At 43.9% G+C, this 16,679-nt stretch carries 19 protein-coding genes; 4 read left to right on the top strand and 15 right to left on the bottom strand.

What is annotated here, in order from left to right; translation table 11 throughout:
* Window positions 1–48 precede the first annotated feature (48 nt).
* The 12 genes from M1D69_RS07580 to M1D69_RS07525 all read right to left on the bottom strand — a co-directional run bounded on the left by M1D69_RS07580 (window position 49) and on the right by M1D69_RS07525 (window position 12,561).
* Window positions 49–1,803, bottom strand: coding sequence for a peptidoglycan D,D-transpeptidase FtsI family protein (locus tag M1D69_RS07580; protein WP_024122296.1), 1,755 nt, complete (start codon window positions 1,801–1,803; stop codon window positions 49–51).
* A gap of 53 nt (window positions 1,804–1,856) precedes the next feature.
* Window positions 1,857–2,330, bottom strand: a complete 474-nt coding sequence (greA, locus tag M1D69_RS07575; RefSeq protein WP_010335099.1) for a transcription elongation factor GreA — start codon at window positions 2,328–2,330, stop codon at window positions 1,857–1,859.
* A 248-nt stretch (window positions 2,331–2,578) separates the two neighbouring features.
* Entirely contained in the window at window positions 2,579–3,214 is a 636-nt protein-coding gene (gene udk / locus M1D69_RS07570) for a uridine kinase (protein WP_010335100.1), read from the bottom strand.
* Between the two features lie 6 nt (window positions 3,215–3,220).
* A complete protein-coding gene (locus M1D69_RS07565; protein WP_044154332.1) occupies window positions 3,221–4,489 on the bottom strand; it encodes a peptidase U32 family protein in 1,269 nt (422 codons plus the stop codon).
* Window positions 4,490–4,507: 18 nt separating this feature from the next.
* The gene (locus M1D69_RS07560; RefSeq protein ID WP_458104117.1) at window positions 4,508–5,437 is read right to left on the bottom strand and encodes a peptidase U32 family protein; all 930 of its coding nucleotides are present in this window, start codon (window positions 5,435–5,437) and stop codon (window positions 4,508–4,510) included.
* Window positions 5,438–5,442: 5 nt separating this feature from the next.
* The gene (locus M1D69_RS07555) at window positions 5,443–6,096 is read right to left on the bottom strand and encodes an O-methyltransferase (protein WP_024122299.1); all 654 of its coding nucleotides are present in this window, start codon (window positions 6,094–6,096) and stop codon (window positions 5,443–5,445) included.
* Between the two features lie 151 nt (window positions 6,097–6,247).
* Window positions 6,248–7,330, bottom strand: a complete 1,083-nt coding sequence (mltG, locus tag M1D69_RS07550; RefSeq protein WP_105990309.1) for an endolytic transglycosylase MltG — start codon at window positions 7,328–7,330, stop codon at window positions 6,248–6,250.
* Between the two features lie 127 nt (window positions 7,331–7,457).
* On the bottom strand, window positions 7,458–7,739 hold the full coding sequence (locus tag M1D69_RS07545) for a DUF1292 domain-containing protein (RefSeq protein ID WP_105953513.1): 282 nt from the start codon (window positions 7,737–7,739) through the stop codon (window positions 7,458–7,460).
* Between the two features lie 17 nt (window positions 7,740–7,756).
* Entirely contained in the window at window positions 7,757–8,173 is a 417-nt protein-coding gene (gene ruvX / locus M1D69_RS07540) for a Holliday junction resolvase RuvX (protein ID WP_024122301.1), read from the bottom strand.
* Window positions 8,174–8,180: 7 nt separating this feature from the next.
* Window positions 8,181–8,447, bottom strand: a complete 267-nt coding sequence (locus M1D69_RS07535; protein ID WP_003225903.1) for an IreB family regulatory phosphoprotein — start codon at window positions 8,445–8,447, stop codon at window positions 8,181–8,183.
* A gap of 84 nt (window positions 8,448–8,531) precedes the next feature.
* Window positions 8,532–11,168 carry an alanine--tRNA ligase gene (gene alaS / locus M1D69_RS07530; RefSeq protein ID WP_458104118.1) on the bottom strand — a complete coding sequence of 879 codons (2,637 nt, stop codon included), beginning with the start codon at window positions 11,166–11,168 and terminating at the stop codon, window positions 8,532–8,534.
* A 331-nt stretch (window positions 11,169–11,499) separates the two neighbouring features.
* The gene (locus tag M1D69_RS07525) at window positions 11,500–12,561 is read right to left on the bottom strand and encodes an AI-2E family transporter (RefSeq protein ID WP_458104119.1); all 1,062 of its coding nucleotides are present in this window, start codon (window positions 12,559–12,561) and stop codon (window positions 11,500–11,502) included.
* A 222-nt stretch (window positions 12,562–12,783) separates the two neighbouring features.
* Here M1D69_RS07525 and M1D69_RS07520 point away from each other — a divergent pair, with 222 nt between their 5' ends.
* The 4 genes from M1D69_RS07520 (at window position 12,784) to M1D69_RS07505 (ending at window position 15,743) form a co-directional block, all read left to right on the top strand.
* Complete coding sequence (locus M1D69_RS07520; RefSeq protein ID WP_458104120.1) at window positions 12,784–13,512, top strand: amino acid ABC transporter ATP-binding protein; 729 nt, start codon at window positions 12,784–12,786, stop codon at window positions 13,510–13,512.
* Between the two features lie 22 nt (window positions 13,513–13,534).
* A complete protein-coding gene (locus tag M1D69_RS07515) occupies window positions 13,535–14,356 on the top strand; it encodes a transporter substrate-binding domain-containing protein (RefSeq protein ID WP_458104121.1) in 822 nt (273 codons plus the stop codon).
* Window positions 14,357–14,419: 63 nt separating this feature from the next.
* The gene (locus M1D69_RS07510; RefSeq protein WP_458104122.1) at window positions 14,420–15,070 is read left to right on the top strand and encodes an amino acid ABC transporter permease; all 651 of its coding nucleotides are present in this window, start codon (window positions 14,420–14,422) and stop codon (window positions 15,068–15,070) included.
* Window positions 15,071–15,086: 16 nt separating this feature from the next.
* Entirely contained in the window at window positions 15,087–15,743 is a 657-nt protein-coding gene (locus M1D69_RS07505) for an amino acid ABC transporter permease (protein WP_458104123.1), read from the top strand.
* A gap of 34 nt (window positions 15,744–15,777) precedes the next feature.
* On the opposite strand, the gene M1D69_RS07500 is transcribed toward M1D69_RS07505, so the two are convergent.
* Genes M1D69_RS07500 through M1D69_RS07490 form a run of 3 tightly spaced genes read right to left on the bottom strand, consistent with a single transcriptional unit; the run spans window position 15,778 to window position 16,658 of the window.
* Window positions 15,778–15,909, bottom strand: a complete 132-nt coding sequence (locus M1D69_RS07500) for a YrzQ family protein (protein ID WP_024122308.1) — start codon at window positions 15,907–15,909, stop codon at window positions 15,778–15,780.
* 21 nt (window positions 15,910–15,930) lie between these two features.
* Complete coding sequence (locus M1D69_RS07495; protein WP_010335110.1) at window positions 15,931–16,122, bottom strand: hypothetical protein; 192 nt, start codon at window positions 16,120–16,122, stop codon at window positions 15,931–15,933.
* A gap of 11 nt (window positions 16,123–16,133) precedes the next feature.
* On the bottom strand, window positions 16,134–16,658 hold the full coding sequence (locus tag M1D69_RS07490; RefSeq protein WP_151174396.1) for a PRC-barrel domain-containing protein: 525 nt from the start codon (window positions 16,656–16,658) through the stop codon (window positions 16,134–16,136).
* Window positions 16,659–16,679: the final 21 nt, after the last annotated feature.

Below are 16,679 nucleotides of genomic sequence, written 5' to 3'. Positions count from 1 at the left end.
TATCCCTCTTGGCTCAGCATATATTTTACCATGTGCTGAGAAGTTGTTCTATTTCTGATTGATTTCAATTTCGTGTACTTTTTTAACAATATCATAAAACACCGAATTTGTCAGAGCCTTATCCCCCGGCGTATCCATGTGCAATACGACAAGCGCGTATTTCGGCTTATCCGCGGGAAAATACCCGGCAAACCATTTTTCATAAAGCGTTTCTTTATCTTTTGAAAGCTTGCCTGTCTGAGCGGTGCCTGATTTCCCTGCTACAGTATACGAAAGATCCTGAAACCTTCTGCCCGTTCCGGAAGGAGATTCCACCACCCGCCGCAGCATTTTTTGAAGCTGCTGTGCCGTATATTTGTCTATTGTTTCTCCTTTAAGCTTCTGGTCTTTAAACTTGACGAGCGTTGTGCCGTTTTTGTATTCAATCTGCTCTGCGATTTTCACCTGCCGCTTTTCACCGCCGCGGGCGATTGTCGCCATCATATTAGCTACCTCAAGCGGCGTTACCTTTACATTTTTCTGCCCGATCGCTGTTTGCGCAATTGCTTTTTTGACTGATTTGTCTTTTTCATCCCCCCAAATCACGCCGCTTTTTTCATTATAGAATTGGCGGAAATCTGACTCGTGGTACAGTTTTCCTTCCCAGCCTGCCCGATCTGTAAGGGACAGCTTTTCTGACATGTCTTCAATGACGGAATGGTCTTTCTTCATTAATTGTTCGGCAAGACTTGTAAACGTGTAATTGCAGCTTTGCGCGAAACTTTCTTCAAAGGACAGAGTTCCTTTATCGTCTCCCGGTTCGCCGTACAGATTTAAATTACAATTAAAGGTTTGACTCGGCTTTACCGCGTTATGCTCAATCGCAGCTGCCGCTATCACAGTTTTAAAAACGGAGCCGGGATAGATTGGCGTCAGCATGTAATTTTGAAGCGTGTTTTGTCTGGACACATCGGCATCCGGTTTGCTTACGATGCCCAACACACTGCTCTTTTCGATGTCCAGCAGCACCGCTCCTCCTTTTTTCAGCCCCTGATCATCTAGTATGCCTTCTATCGCTTTTTGAATGCTTTGATCAATCGTTGTTTTGACTTGGAGCGGATAAAATGAGTTGGCCTCAGCTGTATATTTGACGTCCATGCCGAACAAAGGGTTTCCTTTTCCGTCCACATGATACAAAAGCTTCGTGTCCTGTTCCGGGAGCAAAAACTCATCAAATGTCCGTTCTAAACCAGTTGTGCCGATTTTCGTTTTAATCGGCAGGTTTTCCTTTTCAGGATACTTATTGCGGAGAAGCGCCGGATCTTGATTGGTTGTGCCTATCGTATGCGAGGCAAGACTGGGCTTGTCTTCATTCTCCATATATACGCCGTAAATGCCAGGATATTTCAAAGAATTGATTTTTGTGATAGATTCCTTCGAAAGTGTTTTGATTTTCTTTTGATGTAAAATGACTGGTTTTTTCGATTTTGCAAGAGTCTGATGCAAATCATCTTCAGACATGCCGAGAATCTCTGCGACTTTTTTAATCGGCCAGTCCTGTGTTAACAGAAAAGGGAACAGGACAACTGCAGGCTCACTTGTGCCCGTCAGCGCTTGGCCGTTTCGATCTAAAAACGATCCTCTGCCGTCAGAAATGAGCACTTCCTCTGTTCGCTGATTCACACTTTCCTGTATTAAATTAATTTTCTTTTTCGAAAATGATTCTGTGAAAAACAGCTGGATTTCCGCGAGCCTCAGCAAAAGCAGAAAAAACACGATTAAAAAAGCCAGGACAGCCAGCTTCATTCGTTTCGATAACTTCATAAAAAAACACCTCACCCACATTGTGGACGAGGTGTTTCTTTGCTAAACGGATATTATGAAATTTTCACAATTTTCACGAGCATTTCTCCGCCCGGTGTCTGAACTGTGACTTCATCATCCACCTTTTTGCCAAGCAGGCTTTTAGCGATCGGCGAGTCGTTTGAAATTTTCCCTTCAAACGGATCAGCTTCAGCGCTTCCGACGATTGTATAAGATTCTTCATCACCATCAGGCAGTTCGACGAAAGTGACGGTTTTACCTAAACCGACAACGTTAGAGCCGCCGTCATCTTCAATGATTTTCGCATTGCGGATCATATTCTCAAGAGTCGTTACACGGCCCTCTACGAATGCCTGCTCTTCTTTCGCTGAGTCGTATTCAGAGTTTTCGGAAAGATCCCCGAAACTTCTCGCGATTTTGATGCGCTCTACTACTTCTTTTCGTTTAACCGTTTTCAAATATTCTAATTCTTGTTCAAGTTTTTGTTTTCCTTCTACAGTCATAGGAAAAACTTTCTCTTGTGCCATGTCCCTTCACTCCTTCTGGTTGTCCCTCAACATCTTCGATTATGTATGAGAGCATAAACTAAAATACAAGAATGAGAACACAGGGCAGTCCTCGTTCTTCTCTCCCATATTGGTACTGTTTATCTTAAACTGAATCTTGTGGTTCTGCAAATATTTCGCGTTTATAAACAGGGAAAGAAGGGAATTTATACATCCCCTTCCTGCCTATACATAATATGGTCAGAGTTATTTATGTCTATGCTATGGTATTACAAAATCGCGTTTTGTTCAAGAATGGTTTGAATTTTTGTGACCATCAGATCAATTGCAACGTGATTTTGTCCGCCTTCCGGGATAATAATATCAGCGTATCGCTTTGTCGGCTCAACGAATTGATTGTGCATCGGGCGGACAACAGACACATATTGTTCAATGACAGAATCAATAGAGCGTCCGCGCTCATTAATATCTCTCATAATCCGTCTGATGATGCGCAAGTCAGCGTCTGTGTCAACGTAAAGCTTGATATCCATCAGGTCACGCAGCCTTTTATCTTCAAGAACAAGAATGCCTTCAAGAATAATCACGTCTTTCGGCTCTACGTGAACCGTTTCTTCTGACCGTGTGTGAAGCTTATAATCGTAAATCGGCTTTTCAATCGGACGGTAATTCAAAAGGTCTTGAATATGCTCGATTAAATAGTCATTATCAAACGCAAGCGGATGATCATAGTTTGTATTCAGCCTTTCTTCAAATGGAAGATGGCTTTGGTCTTTATAATAGAGGTCTTGCTGGATCATTAAAATCGAATGCCCTTTGAATTGTTCATAAATTGAACGTGTGACACTCGTTTTTCCTGAACCGGAACCTCCTGCGATTCCAATGACTACTGGACTCTTACCCATGGGTGGTTACTTCCCCTTTCTCATCATGTTGCTCGGATAAATCTTTTTGTCTAATTTGAATTTGACAATTTGCAGGGGATGGCGGGCAGCGTCTAGCTCATTTCCGTCTTCGTCCCAAATGGTTTCAATCGTATGTGTAAAGTTTTCGATTTCCGGACCGAAAAATTCTACTTCATCGCCTTTTTTGAAGAAATTGCGCTGCTGAAGAGTGACCATTTGTGTATCCTCATCATAATTCAGCACTAAGCCGACAAAATCAAATGTTGTTTTTTTGCCGTGTTCGCCAAACATTTGCTCTTCATAGCCTGGTGTTCCTTCGAAGAAAGCTGTCGCGGTGTCACGGTTGGCGCATTTATCAAGCTCTTCCAGCCATTCTTTTTGAATCACAAAGTTATCAGGATCAGCGCAATAAGCGTCAATCACTTTACGATACACGCTGACAACTGTCGCTACGTAGTGAATGGATTTCATCCGTCCTTCAATCTTTAAGCTGTCGATGCCCATTTCAATCATTTTCGGAATCGACTCAATCAGCTTCAAGTCTTTCGGACTCATTGCAAACGGAGCGTCTTCTTCACTGTATAAAGCAACGGCATTGGCACCGTCGGTTTGATATAAATCATAATCCCAGCGGCATGACTGGCAGCAGCCTCCGCGGTTGGAATCGCGGGCTGTCATGTGATTGCTCAGGACACAGCGGCCGGAGTATGCAATACACATCGCACCGTGAATAAAGGATTCAATTTCGATATCTACTTTTTCTTTCATTTCTCTGATTTCGAGCGCGCTTGTCTCACGGGCTAACACCACACGGTCAAGCCCTTCTTCCTTCCAGAACTGAACAGCCTTCCAGTTGGAGAGAGATTGCTGCGTGCTCAAGTGAACCTCAACATGAGGCGCTACTCTGCGGCATGTTTCGATAATAAGCGGATCTGCCACAATGATGCCGGCAACATTGGCGTCACCAAGAGCTTTTAAATAATCTTCAAGCCCGTCAATATTCTCATTATGGGCAAAAATGTTTGTCGTGACGTAAATTTTCGCGCCGTATTTTTTCGCAAATTCCACGCCCTCTGCGATTTCTTCAATCGTAAAGTTATCCGCATTCGAACGAAGCCCGTATTCCTGCCCTCCGATAAAGACGGCATCCGCTCCGTAATGCACAGCAATTTTCAGCTTTTCAAGATTCCCCGCAGGCGCGAGAAGCTCTGGCTTTTTCGTAATCACACGCTTACCATCCACTATTTTAGAAATCTTATCATTTACGGCAGTCATAGCGTAACCTCCTTTTCATTAATAAACCGTTTCTTTAAAGAAGAAGCCGGTATCTATTTTTCTGTTTACTGGCTGAATGTTTTCAATACGTTCGATCCAGTCTTCTTTTTTCGCTTCGTAATCGTCACGGTTTTCCGCACACAGATCAATCGCTTCTCTGTACATGCTGGTGACTTCCACTAAGTATTCAGATGATTTCAGAACACCGTCGATTTTGAAAGAATCGACTCCCGCATCTATCAGCTCTTCAAGTTCATCAATGATGCACACATCGTTCGGGCTCATGATATGTGTGCCGTTCTCATCCTCGAAAATCGGATATTTATTATGGCGTTCCTTATCATGCAAGAACATGCCGGATTCTTTTTTCTTTCTTTCAATGTCCATGACTTTGCCTTGGTATTCGAAATAGTTTCCGATCAAGGAACGTTTCGACTGAAACATGCAGGTCATTCCATGCACCTGAACTTCAATTTCCACTTCTGCGTTTTCTTTGATCTCGACAATGCTGTCCATATTTAATTCTCTGGCAAGCACAGATCGAGCTGCGCCTTTACGTCCCCAGTAGTTGCATGTATAATAGTTGGTTCCTGTCGTTTCTGTGCTCCAATGAAGCTTCAGATCCGGCGCTGATTCACGTGCAGCCATAAGAACGGCAGGATCGCCGAATACAGCCGCATCAACGCCCGTTTCCGCTAAGAAAGCGAGATAATCGCCAAGTTCTCCCACTTTATCGTTATGAAAAATTCCGTTTACGGCAACGTATACTTTTGCTCCTTTGTTATGGGCAATGTCTACCGCTTTCGTTACATCCTCACGGGAAAATTCCCCCGCTAATCTCAGACCGTATCTCTGTTCCCCGACTAAAAACGCAGTTGCTCCCGCCTGAATCAGCGGCAAAATGTCTGCCGTACTTGTCGGTGTGACTAAGAGCTCTGGTTTTTTCATGACGTTCACCTCTTCTTTTTACTGATCGCAAGCCCGTCCCCAACAGGGATAATCGCAGTTTGATAATCAGGATGATTCATCAGCCAATGATTATACTCATCGATTTTTGATACCAGCCTGCGCCTTCTTTTTGGTTCTATTTTGCTGTAATCCTCTGCCACCAGACCTTTAAACAGCACGTTGTCTGTTAAAATCACCCCGTCTGGCGAAAGCATCGGTTCATATAAATGAAAAAAGTTTTGATATTGACCTTTAGCAGCATCAATGAAAATCACATCATATGGCGCTGTGACATGAACTGCTTCTGCTAATTCGAGCGCGTCCCCGTAAAACACATGGATTCGGTCATCAAGCTGAAAATCCTTTATGTTGTTAACAGCTTCCTCATGGCGTGTCTCATTGCGTTCAATCGTATATATTTCTGCAGACGGCAGTGCCAGCGCCATTCGAATGGCCGAGTAACCGATAGCCGTTCCGATCTCCAGTATTTTCTTCGCCTGCTTGACAGACAAAATTTGGAGCAGCACTTCTATGCCCGCTTTTTCCATAATCGGAACATGATGTTCTTCCGCATATGCTTCCAGTTTCCTCACGTTATCCGGCTGAGGCTTCAATAATGCTTCTATATAGTCATTTATTTGTTCATAGCGGTCTGTCACAACAAACAGCCTCCCGTTCTAAAAAGGAGTGCCCCAGTCTTTGACACAGGACACTCTCTGAGCACAACTTGTATACGTTAGTAAACAACCCGATATATTTTATCATAAAACCTTGCGGAATGCGAATAAAAGGAGAGCTTTTGCTCTCCTTTTATTTCTGATTTTTTGCCGAAATATATTTTTCTTTTGCTTTATTATGTTCTTTTAATGTTTTCGTAAATACGACCTCACCGTTTGATTTTGCTAAAAAGTACAGATAGTCCGTTTTATCCGGATGAAGCGCAGCTTCCCATGATGACATTCCGGCATTGGCAATCGGTCCTGGCGGCAGACCGGTGTTTTTATACGTATTGTACGGCGAATCGATTTCAAGGTCTTTATAGAGTACCCGGTCTTTATGCTTTCCAGCCGCGTACAAGACGGTCGGATCGGTCTGAAGCGGCATCTTCTTTTTCAGCCTGTTATAAAAGACGCTGGAAATTTTATGGCGATCTGCTTTTTCAGTCGCTTCCTCTTCGATCAAAGAAGCCATCGTCAGCAGCTTATGCACAGAAAGCTTTTCTTTCTTCATTTCTGTTTTGTATGTTTTCACATAAGAATCTGTCTGTTTCATCATCTCAGTTATGATGTTCTCAAGCGACGTATCCGGATCATTGAATGGATATGTAGCCGGGAATAGGTATCCTTCCAGCGGATGCTTTATATTCTTCTGAAAAACATCGTTTGTAACGGTGTCCGGAAATTCCTTTTTCAGCTGATTGATAAACGTTTTATCGTCCAGCTTTGCCATGACCTGTTTTTTTGAGTATTTCGTTTCCTCCGCAATGGCGTCGGCGATCTGTGTCAGCTGTTTCCCCTCAGGGACCGTGATTTGAAAGGCGTAGTTTGTTGCTCCGCTTGTCAGCTTCTTGATAATGGCATCCAGATCCATTCCTTTGTTCAGATGGTAGTACCCGGCTTGGAATCCGGAAGCTTTTTTATATTTCACATAGTACTGAAATGCCTTTTCACTTTTTATGACATTGTTTTCCTTCAAAATCGATGCGATCGCAGATACAGACGATCCGCTCGGAATGTTAATATTAACTGTCGTTTTATTGTTTTTTTCAACAGGTTCCAGCAGTGATTTCCCATATAAAAATGCTCCGCCTATGATGAGAAGCAGCACAATAATGGAAGACAGTACAATTCTTTTTTTATTTAAAAATGATTTTTTTTGCTGATTAATATACATAAGGTCTCCTCCCATCAGCTTTTATACTACATGATTCATGCTGTTTCGGCAATTTATTACAAAAAAAGTCTCTTTATAAACAGAAAAAAAGCCGGAGCAGTATAGGCTCCGGCTTTTGGCGCGGTTTTTACTCTTCGTCTTCTTCCGCTAAAAAAGTGTTTAATGTCTCTTCGATCATATCCCATTCTTCATCGGTTTCGATCGGGAATAGTTCGCCGTCTTCACCATCTTCGTTTGGCGTAAAGCTGGAAGCAAGAATTTCTACTTCTTCGTCATTCTTTGTTTCAATTGGGTAGTACAACACATAAGATTTGCCAAACTCTTCGTTTTCAAATGTAAACAGCACTTCGCAAAGCTGTTCATTTCCTTGCTCGTCAACAATTGTAATATTTTTTTCGCCGTGTTCCATTATATTCACCTCTGGCTTTAATTTAAGCTGTCAAGATATCCTTGCAGAATCATAACAGCCGCCATTTTATCAATGACTTTTTTTCGTTTCTGCCTGCTGACATCAGCGGCAATCAGCATTTTTTCAGCCGCCATTGTGGTAAGACGCTCGTCCCACAGCACAACAGGAACATTGTACGTTGTTTCAAGCACTTTCGCAAATGTTTGGCTGGCTTCACCTCTCGGGCCGACTGTTCCATTCATGTTTTTAGGAAAGCCGAGCACGATCTTATCTATAGTATAGTCTTTTGTCAATTCAGATAAACGGGGTAATCCGTAATCGCCCTCTGCTTCATTTATCTTTATGGTCTCAATGCCTTGAGCAGTCCAGCCCATTTCATCGCTCAGAGCAACACCGAGTGTTTTGGTTCCTAAATCGAGCCCTAATATTCTCATTGTTTATTTACGCCTCTTTATGCTGTTCTAAATAAGACTTCACCAATTCCTCGATTAATTCGTCTCTTTCAAGTTTGCGAATTAAATTGCGAGCGTCACGATGCCTAGGAATATAAGCGGGATCACCTGACAGCAAGTATCCGACAATCTGATTGATTGGATTGTAGCCCTTTTCCTGAAGCGCGTCATACACAGTAATCAGCACCTCATTTACGTTAGTTTCGGCAGAATCATCGGAGAAATTAAATTTCATCGTTTTATCAAACGAGCTCACCGTTTTGCACCTCTTTCCCAAATTCGCAGGCAAAGTTCAGCCTGGGGTCCTAATCTTACCATCATTCTACACTACATGGGCAAATTATAAAACGGATTTCACCCAATCTTCTACAGAAGCCAATGCTTCTTCTAATTTTTCCGGCTGTTTGCCGCCCGCCTGTGCCATGTCCGGACGGCCTCCGCCGCCTCCGCCGCAAACTTCCGCGGCTTGTTTGACAAGCTTGCCGGCATGAAGGCCTTTCTCAATCAGATCCTTTGTAACACCGGCAGAAATATTGACTTTATCATTTTGCACAGCGCCAAGCACGATGACCGCAGAGCCGATTTTTGCTTTCAGTTCATCAACCATTGTGCGGAGATGGTTCATGTCTTTGGCGTTTACCTTTTCCGCAAGCACGCTGACACCATCAACTTCTTTTACTTTTGACAGAATGGCGCCTGCTTCAACGTTGCCTAGTTTCGCCAGAAGAGATTCATTTTCTCTTTGCGCTTCCTTCAGCTCAGCCTGCAGCGCAGCAACGCGCTTCGGCACCTCTTTGATATTTGTTTTCAGTTCGTCGGCAGTCTGCTTCAAAACTGAGATCTGGCTGTTCATTTCCACGTAAGCGCCTTGTCCTGTTACAGCTTCAATCCGTCTAGTGCCCGCTCCGATTCCAGACTCAGATACGATTTTAAATAAGCCGATTTCCGCTGTGTTGCTGACATGGCATCCGCCGCAAAGCTCAAGGCTGTAATCTCCGACTTGAACAACCCTTACAATATCACCGTATTTTTCTCCGAACAGAGCCATAGCTCCCATTTCTTTTGCTTCAGCGATCGGTTTCAGATCAATGCTGACCGGGATACTTGCCCAAATCTTTTCGTTTACAATGACTTCAATTCGTTCGAGTTCTTCTTTTGTCACTTGCCCGAAGTGTGAGAAGTCAAAACGAAGGCGATTTTCATTCACAAGAGAGCCCGCCTGATTGACGTGCGTTCCAAGAACATCCTTCAAGGCCTGGTGCAATAAGTGCGTTGCCGTATGGTTTTTAATCACGCCGCTTCTCATATGATCTTCAACCTCAGCTGTTACATGCATGCCTTTTTGAACGGTTCCGCTCTCGACAACACCTTCATGCACATGCTGGCCGTTCGGCGCTTTTTGCACATCTTTCACTTTTACCACTGCCTGCTCGCTGCGCAAAAAGCCTTTGTCGCCGATTTGACCGCCGCTTTCCGCATAAAAAGGTGTTTCGTCAAGAATGATCTGTACAGTTTCGCCTTCATGTGCTTCTTCCATTAACTGGCCGTCCTGCAGAAGCACAATCACATTGGCATCAGCCTTTGTTTGAGAGTAGCCGACAAATGTGCTTTCTTCTGTTACGTCGCGTAATGCGCCGCCCTGCACCTGCATGCTGCCGACATCCTGACGTGCATTTCTGGCCCGCTCGCGCTGCTGGTTCATTTCTTCTTCAAAGCCTTTATGGTCAACTGTCATGTTCTCGTCTTCCGCATATTCTTCAGTCAGTTCAACCGGGAATCCGTACGTGTCGTAAAGTTTAAAGACATCCGCACCTGAAATGACGCTGCTGCCCTTATCTTTTTCCTTTTTGATCATTTCTGACAAGATGGCAAGTCCTTCATTCAATGTTTCGTGGAAGCGTTCTTCCTCCGTTTTAATGACCTTTGAGATGAATTCTTCCTTCTCTTTTACTTCAGGGTAGAAAGCAGCCATGATCTCAGCAACAACCGGCACAAGATCGTACATGAACGGACGGTTGATGTTGATCGTTTTGGCATAGCGCACAGCGCGGCGCAATAAACGTCTTAATACATAGCCGCGTCCTTCATTTGAGGGAAGCGCCCCGTCACTGACAGCAAAAGCAACCGTTCTGATGTGGTCGGCGATGACTTTAAATGCAGTGTCTTTTACATGATCTTGGCCGTAAGCTTCACCGGAAATCGTTTCTGTCGCTTTGATGATTGGGACAAACAAATCAGTATCAAAGTTTGTCGGGACATTTTGAATGACAGATACCATTCTTTCAAGCCCCATCCCTGTATCGATATTTTTCTTCGGAAGCGGCGTATACGTGCCGTCCGGATTATGGTTGAACTCAGAGAATACAAGGTTCCATACTTCAAGATAGCGGTCATTTTCTCCCCCAGGATAAAGCTCCGGATCGTCAGGATCGTTTCCGTACGCTTCACCGCGGTCGTAGAAAATTTCTGTGTTCGGTCCGCTCGGCCCTTCGCCGATGTCCCAGAAGTTCCCTTCCAGGCGAATAATTCTTTCTTCCGGAACACCGATTTTTTTCGACCAAAACTCATACGCTTCTTCATCTTCCGGATGAACCGTAACAGAAAGAAGCTCTTCGTCAAAACCAATCCACTTGTCACTCGTTAAAAATTCCCAAGCCCATGTGATCGCTTCTTCTTTAAAATAATCGCCGATGGAAAAGTTTCCGAGCATTTCAAAGAATGTGTGATGGCGCGCGGTTTTACCCACATTTTCAATATCGTTTGTTCTGATTGCTTTTTGAGCGTTTACGATTCTTGGATTTTCCGGCACAACGCGGCCGTCAAAATATTTTTTCAGCGTCGCAACACCGCTGTTGATCCAAAGCAGTGAAGGATCTTCATGAGGCACCAATGACGCGCTCGGCTCTACAGCATGTCCTTTCTCTTTAAAGAAATCCAAAAACATTTGGCGCACTTCAGCAGAAGTTAAGTGTTTCATTGTATTTCCTCCTCTATAAAAATCGAAATTCTCTCAGTGACAGCAAAAAAGCCCTCCCCCTATGCAAACACACGTTTACACAGGGACGAGAGCTGTCTCGCGGTACCACCCTGATTACGGGCCTTATCATTCGCCCGTCACCTTTCATCCAATAACGCAGGATGTGCGGCAGCGATTAACTGCACTCAGGATTAGCTTCCTCCGATCTTCTGATAAAGCTCCTTTCAGCTTACGGAGCTTCTCTCTTTAACAGGGCTTCGGCGTACTCAGATCCGTCACTCGAGATTCGTATGTATTCTACGAGAAATTATAGACAAGCGGCACGCCAATGTCAATGCTCCGTCCGCATCCGCAGAAAATGGATCATCATTACTTTTAAAACAGCCGCAGCAGGCACTGCCAGTATCATGCCCACAATCCCCGCCAGCTCTCCTCCTGCAAGAAGCGCAAGCATAATCACTACCGGGTGCATCTTGAGGCTTCTGCCGACAATAAACGGACTGAGGACATTTCCTTCCAAAAATTGAAGTACAAACACCGTAATGACAACGACAAGAACGGCCTTCACAGAAATCGTCGTCGCAATCAAAAGCGCAGGAACAGCGCCGATAAAGGGACCGAAGTAAGGGATGACATTCGTAATACCTGAGATAAGACCCAGTATCAGCGGATACGGAAGGCCAAATATCCAAAATGTAATACCGGCTACGGCCCCGAGAATCAAGCAGACGAGCAGCTGGCCGCGAATGTAATCACCGAGAGAATCATCTACATCAAGCAAAAAAGCGCTGCCCCGCTTCCTCCACGACTTCGGCGTCAAATACCACACCGTTTTTTTCATCAATTCGATGTCCTTGACCATATAAAACACGAGAAAAGGAATCGTTGCCGCAATTAAGAAATAGTCGAGCACTTTACGGATTCCGCTGATTGCCCCTTCGATTGTGCCGGCGAAAAACGCCTCTGTCTGCCTAATCATTTTGTCTATACGATGATGCATGCCGTCCGGCCAGTCATCTGTATGGTTATGCACGTGAAGAAGGAGCCCATTGTACGTCTCGGCAAACATAGGTATATTTTCTGACAGATCCGTCAGCTGCACGATTAGAACAGGCACACCTTTATATAATGCCCACCCTAGCCCGCCAAAAAAAAGGACGTAAATCACCAAAATGCTTAAAGTCCTTGGCAGGCCTTTGTCATGAAGCCACTCAGTGACTGGAAGTAATAAATAAGAAATAAAAATAGAAATGATCAAGGGAATAAAGATCGATTTTATGACGAGCCACAGGGGAGACCATAACATATCTAGCATACAAAAGACATAGACTGTTAACAGGACCAATAAACAAATGGCCACCCATAACAAAAGCTGCACCGGTTTCTGGAGCATCTGCTTTCACCTCTTCTATATCTTTTGAGGATTATAGGGAATTATTCTCTTATGTTTTCTTTACACCGACAAATGGAATGGATATTTTTCCACACTGAATTTTCAGAAAAGTTTGATCCTTTTACACTAAGGTATGCATCATATCGTGTTGTTACTTCCCTCAACCTTGTAAGTTAGTTACATTTACACATAATTATTGAAGTTTCTGTTAGGAGGATTGCGATGATCTCATTTCAAAATGTAAACAAGCATTACGGAGATTTTCATGTGCTAAAGCAGATTAACCTGCAAATCGAAAAAGGTGAAGTCGTCGTCATTATCGGCCCATCAGGTTCCGGAAAAAGCACTTTGCTCAGATGCATCAACAGGCTGGAGACGATTAACGAAGGAAATCTTACCGTAAACGGCACAGTTATTAATGACAGAAAAACTGACATTAATCACGTACGGCGAAATATCGGAATGGTGTTTCAGCACTTTCATTTATATCCTCATAAAACCGTGCTGCAAAATATTATGCTGGCGCCCGTAAAAGTACTCGGACAATCCGCTGAACAAGCGAAGGAAACTGCGCTGTATTACCTTGAAAAAGTCGGAATCCCTGAGAAAGCAAACGCTTATCCTTCCCAGCTTTCCGGCGGGCAGCAGCAGCGTGTGGCTATTGCCCGGGGACTGGCGATGAAGCCGGAGGTCATGCTGTTTGACGAGCCGACATCGGCACTCGATCCGGAAATGATCGGTGAAGTGCTTGATGTGATGAAGAACCTCGCCAAAGAAGGCATGACAATGGTTGTCGTGACGCATGAAATGGGGTTTGCGAGAGAAGTGGCGGATCGTATTGTCTTTATTGATGAAGGAAACATTCTGGAGGAAGCAGCACCGGCTGAGTTTTACGCAAACCCGAAGGAAGAACGGGCACGCCTATTCTTGAGCCGTATTTTAAATCATTAAAAAGAGAAATGGGGGCGTTTGTATGAAAAAAATTTTTTCGTTAGCATTGATTTCTTTAATCGCTGTTGTCATGCTTGCTGCATGCGGAAGCAAGGGGTCAAACGGAGAAAGCGCAAAGGATAGCAAAAAAGATACATTAGCTGCCATTAAAGATCAAGACAAAATGGTTTTCGGTGTTAAAACCGACACCAGGCTGTTCGGCCTGAAAAACCCAAGCTCAGGTGATATCGAGGGATTTGACATCGACATTGCCAAACAAATCGCTAAAGATATTTTAGGCGACGAAAACAAAGCTGAATTTAAAGAAGTCACATCAAAAACAAGGATTCCGATGCTTCAAAACGGAGATATCGACGCCATTGTCGCAACGATGACGATCACTGATGAACGAAAAAAGGAAGTTGACTTTTCCGATGTCTATTTTGAAGCAGGCCAATCACTTCTCGTGAAAAAAGGCAGCAAGATCAAAAGTATTGAGGACCTTGACAAAGGCTCGAAAGTTCTCGCTGTAAAAGGCTCCACTTCCTCTCAAAACATACGCGAAAAGGCGCCTGATGCGACTGTATTAGAGTTCGAAAACTACACCGAAGCCTTTACAGCGCTGAAATCCGGTCAAGGCGATGTTCTCACAACGGATAATGCCATTTTATACGGCATGGCTGACGAGAATAAAAATTATCAATTAACAGGTGAACCATTCACGGATGAGCCATATGGAATTGCCGTAAAAAAAGGACAATCGGCTCTCGTAAAAGAAATTAACGCTTCTCTCGAAAAGATGAAATCGGACGGTAGATATGACGAGATTTATAAAAAATGGATTAAAGAAGAACCAGCTGAATAACGAACATCCCGGGGTGAGCAGGCGATGCTCATCCCGATTTTATAAGGAGAGTGAATAAAGCATATGAATGTGTCTATTCTATTCGATAACTTCGACATGTATATGGACGGTTTTTACCACACGCTGCTCGCAAGCCTGATCGCGCTGGCCGGCAGCTTTGCGCTTGGCGTTCTTGTCGCGGTGATGAGAATAACAGTATTTAAGCCCATGCAGTGGCTCGGGACGGCTTATGTCGAATTTATCCGCAATATTCCCTTGCTTTTGATTACATTTGTCTTTTACTTTGGACTTCCAAATGCGGGTCTAAGGCTGGATGGATTCCAAGCGGGAACCGTTGCGCTCACAATTTATACGTCTGCTTTTATCGCAGAAGCCATCAGAGCCGGCATCCAGTCTGTTTCAAAAGGGCAAATGGAAGCGGCAAGATCGTCAGGCTTTACCTACAGCCAGGCAATGGTATATATCATTTTGCCCCAGGCGATCAAAATTGTGATCCCCCCCTTGGGCAATCAATTTTTAAATTTGGTCAAAAACTCGTCTATTCTCGGGGTTGTTGCCGGATTGGATCTCATGTATCAGGCAGATTTGGTGTCATCTAGCACGCTCGTCGTTTTTGATGTCTATATCTTTGTGGCACTCTTTTACCTAGTGCTGACGATACCGCTTAGTATCGGTGTTAACTATTTGGAAAAACGGCTGGAAAGAAGCTATTGATAAGGAGTGAAAACCATTGGATTTCATCGGAGCTTATTCATCTGAACATTTAGCTTTTTTATGGGACGGCTTTCTCGTCACACTGTACGTTGCATTTATTTCTATCATTCTGAGCTTTATTTTCGGGTTGATCGCAGGTACTCTCCGCTATGCGAAAATCCCTATTCTTTCTCAACTGATTGCCGTTCTCGTTGAAACGATCAGAAATCTCCCCTTATTATTAATTATTTTCTTTACGTTTTTCGCCCTGCCGGAAATCGGGATCAAACTTGAAATTACAGCTGCCGCTATTACTGCCTTAACAATCTTTGAATCAGCCATGCTTTCTGAAATCATACGGAGCGGCCTGAATTCAGTTGACAAAGGGCAAATTGAGGCAGCGCGTTCCTCCGGCCTTAGCTATACGCAGACACTTTTCTCTATTGTGATGCTTCAGGCGCTTCGCCGGATGGTTCCGCCGATTGTAAGCCAGTTTATTTCTTTATTAAAGGATACATCGCTAGCTGTTGTGATTGCGTTGCCTGAGCTTATTCATAACGCGCAGATTTTAAACGGGCAAAGCGCTGACGGCAGTTATTTTTTCCCGATTTTTCTGCTGGCGGCATTGATGTATTTTGCAGTCAATTACAGTCTTTCACTTGCAGCCAGACGCCTAGAGGCACGGCAGACATAAAAAGGATACTCTAAAGAGAGTATCCTTTCATTCCTTAAAACATCTTCATCATTCTTTTTCTCATCCGCTTCATGCTTCGATTATTCAGCATGTCAGATTGAGTCGCCATTCGGTACACGAGAGCCCCGGCTCCCAGCGCCAAAAGAGAAGTCATTGTCCGATTCATCCTGCGCATCTCCTTTCGTTATTAAAAATTGATGCTGCGTTCATCCTCAGAAAACAAATCATCCAGGCTGCTTAGCGTTCCGTCTTCTTCCACTTGATGAGTTTCAATCTTCCCTTTGACCACTGTCAGCTCAATGAAACAGCCCCAGCAATAATATTGGTTCACGCCGATTTTCCCGATATCCTTACTTTTGCAGTTCGGGCATATAAGCATATCTCACACCTCTATCCGTTCAGAACGATTTCATCTTTCCGCACCTCTACAAGCGAATCCGCTCTTTGGATCTGGCGTTTGCACCCCGCTAAGTCAGAAAAGAAACCGTCCGAGAGTTCATATGCTACGATTATGCCCTTGTCCAAACAAAAGTATACATCTTCCAGCATCCCCAAAATATCACCCTCTTGCGATTTCACGAGCTTCATTTTCATCTGCTCATATGTGAAGCATGATTTCGGAAGAGGCAAAAGCTGTTCTGAATTGACTGCGGCCAATATCCGATCATGAAGAATGCAACTGATATCACATGCACGTAAAAGCGCATGATGGTTATGAAAAAGACGTTTTTGTTCAAGAATAAATCCGAGACAATTTCCCTCAAGAGAAAAACAAATATCAGAAATCGTCCCAAGATAAAAAGAAGTTTGTTCTGAATATACAGGAAATCCTTCTACCTCATGGCATGTTCTCAAAGTGTGATCAACCACCTTTTGTTGAACAGGCTTAGGTTTTGCTTTTCGCCTTTGACACATACGATGAAATCACTTCCACCC

The sequence above is a fragment of the Bacillus sp. PK3-037 genome (assembly GCF_054161355.1).
This window is presented reverse-complemented; position numbering and strand designations above follow the sequence as displayed.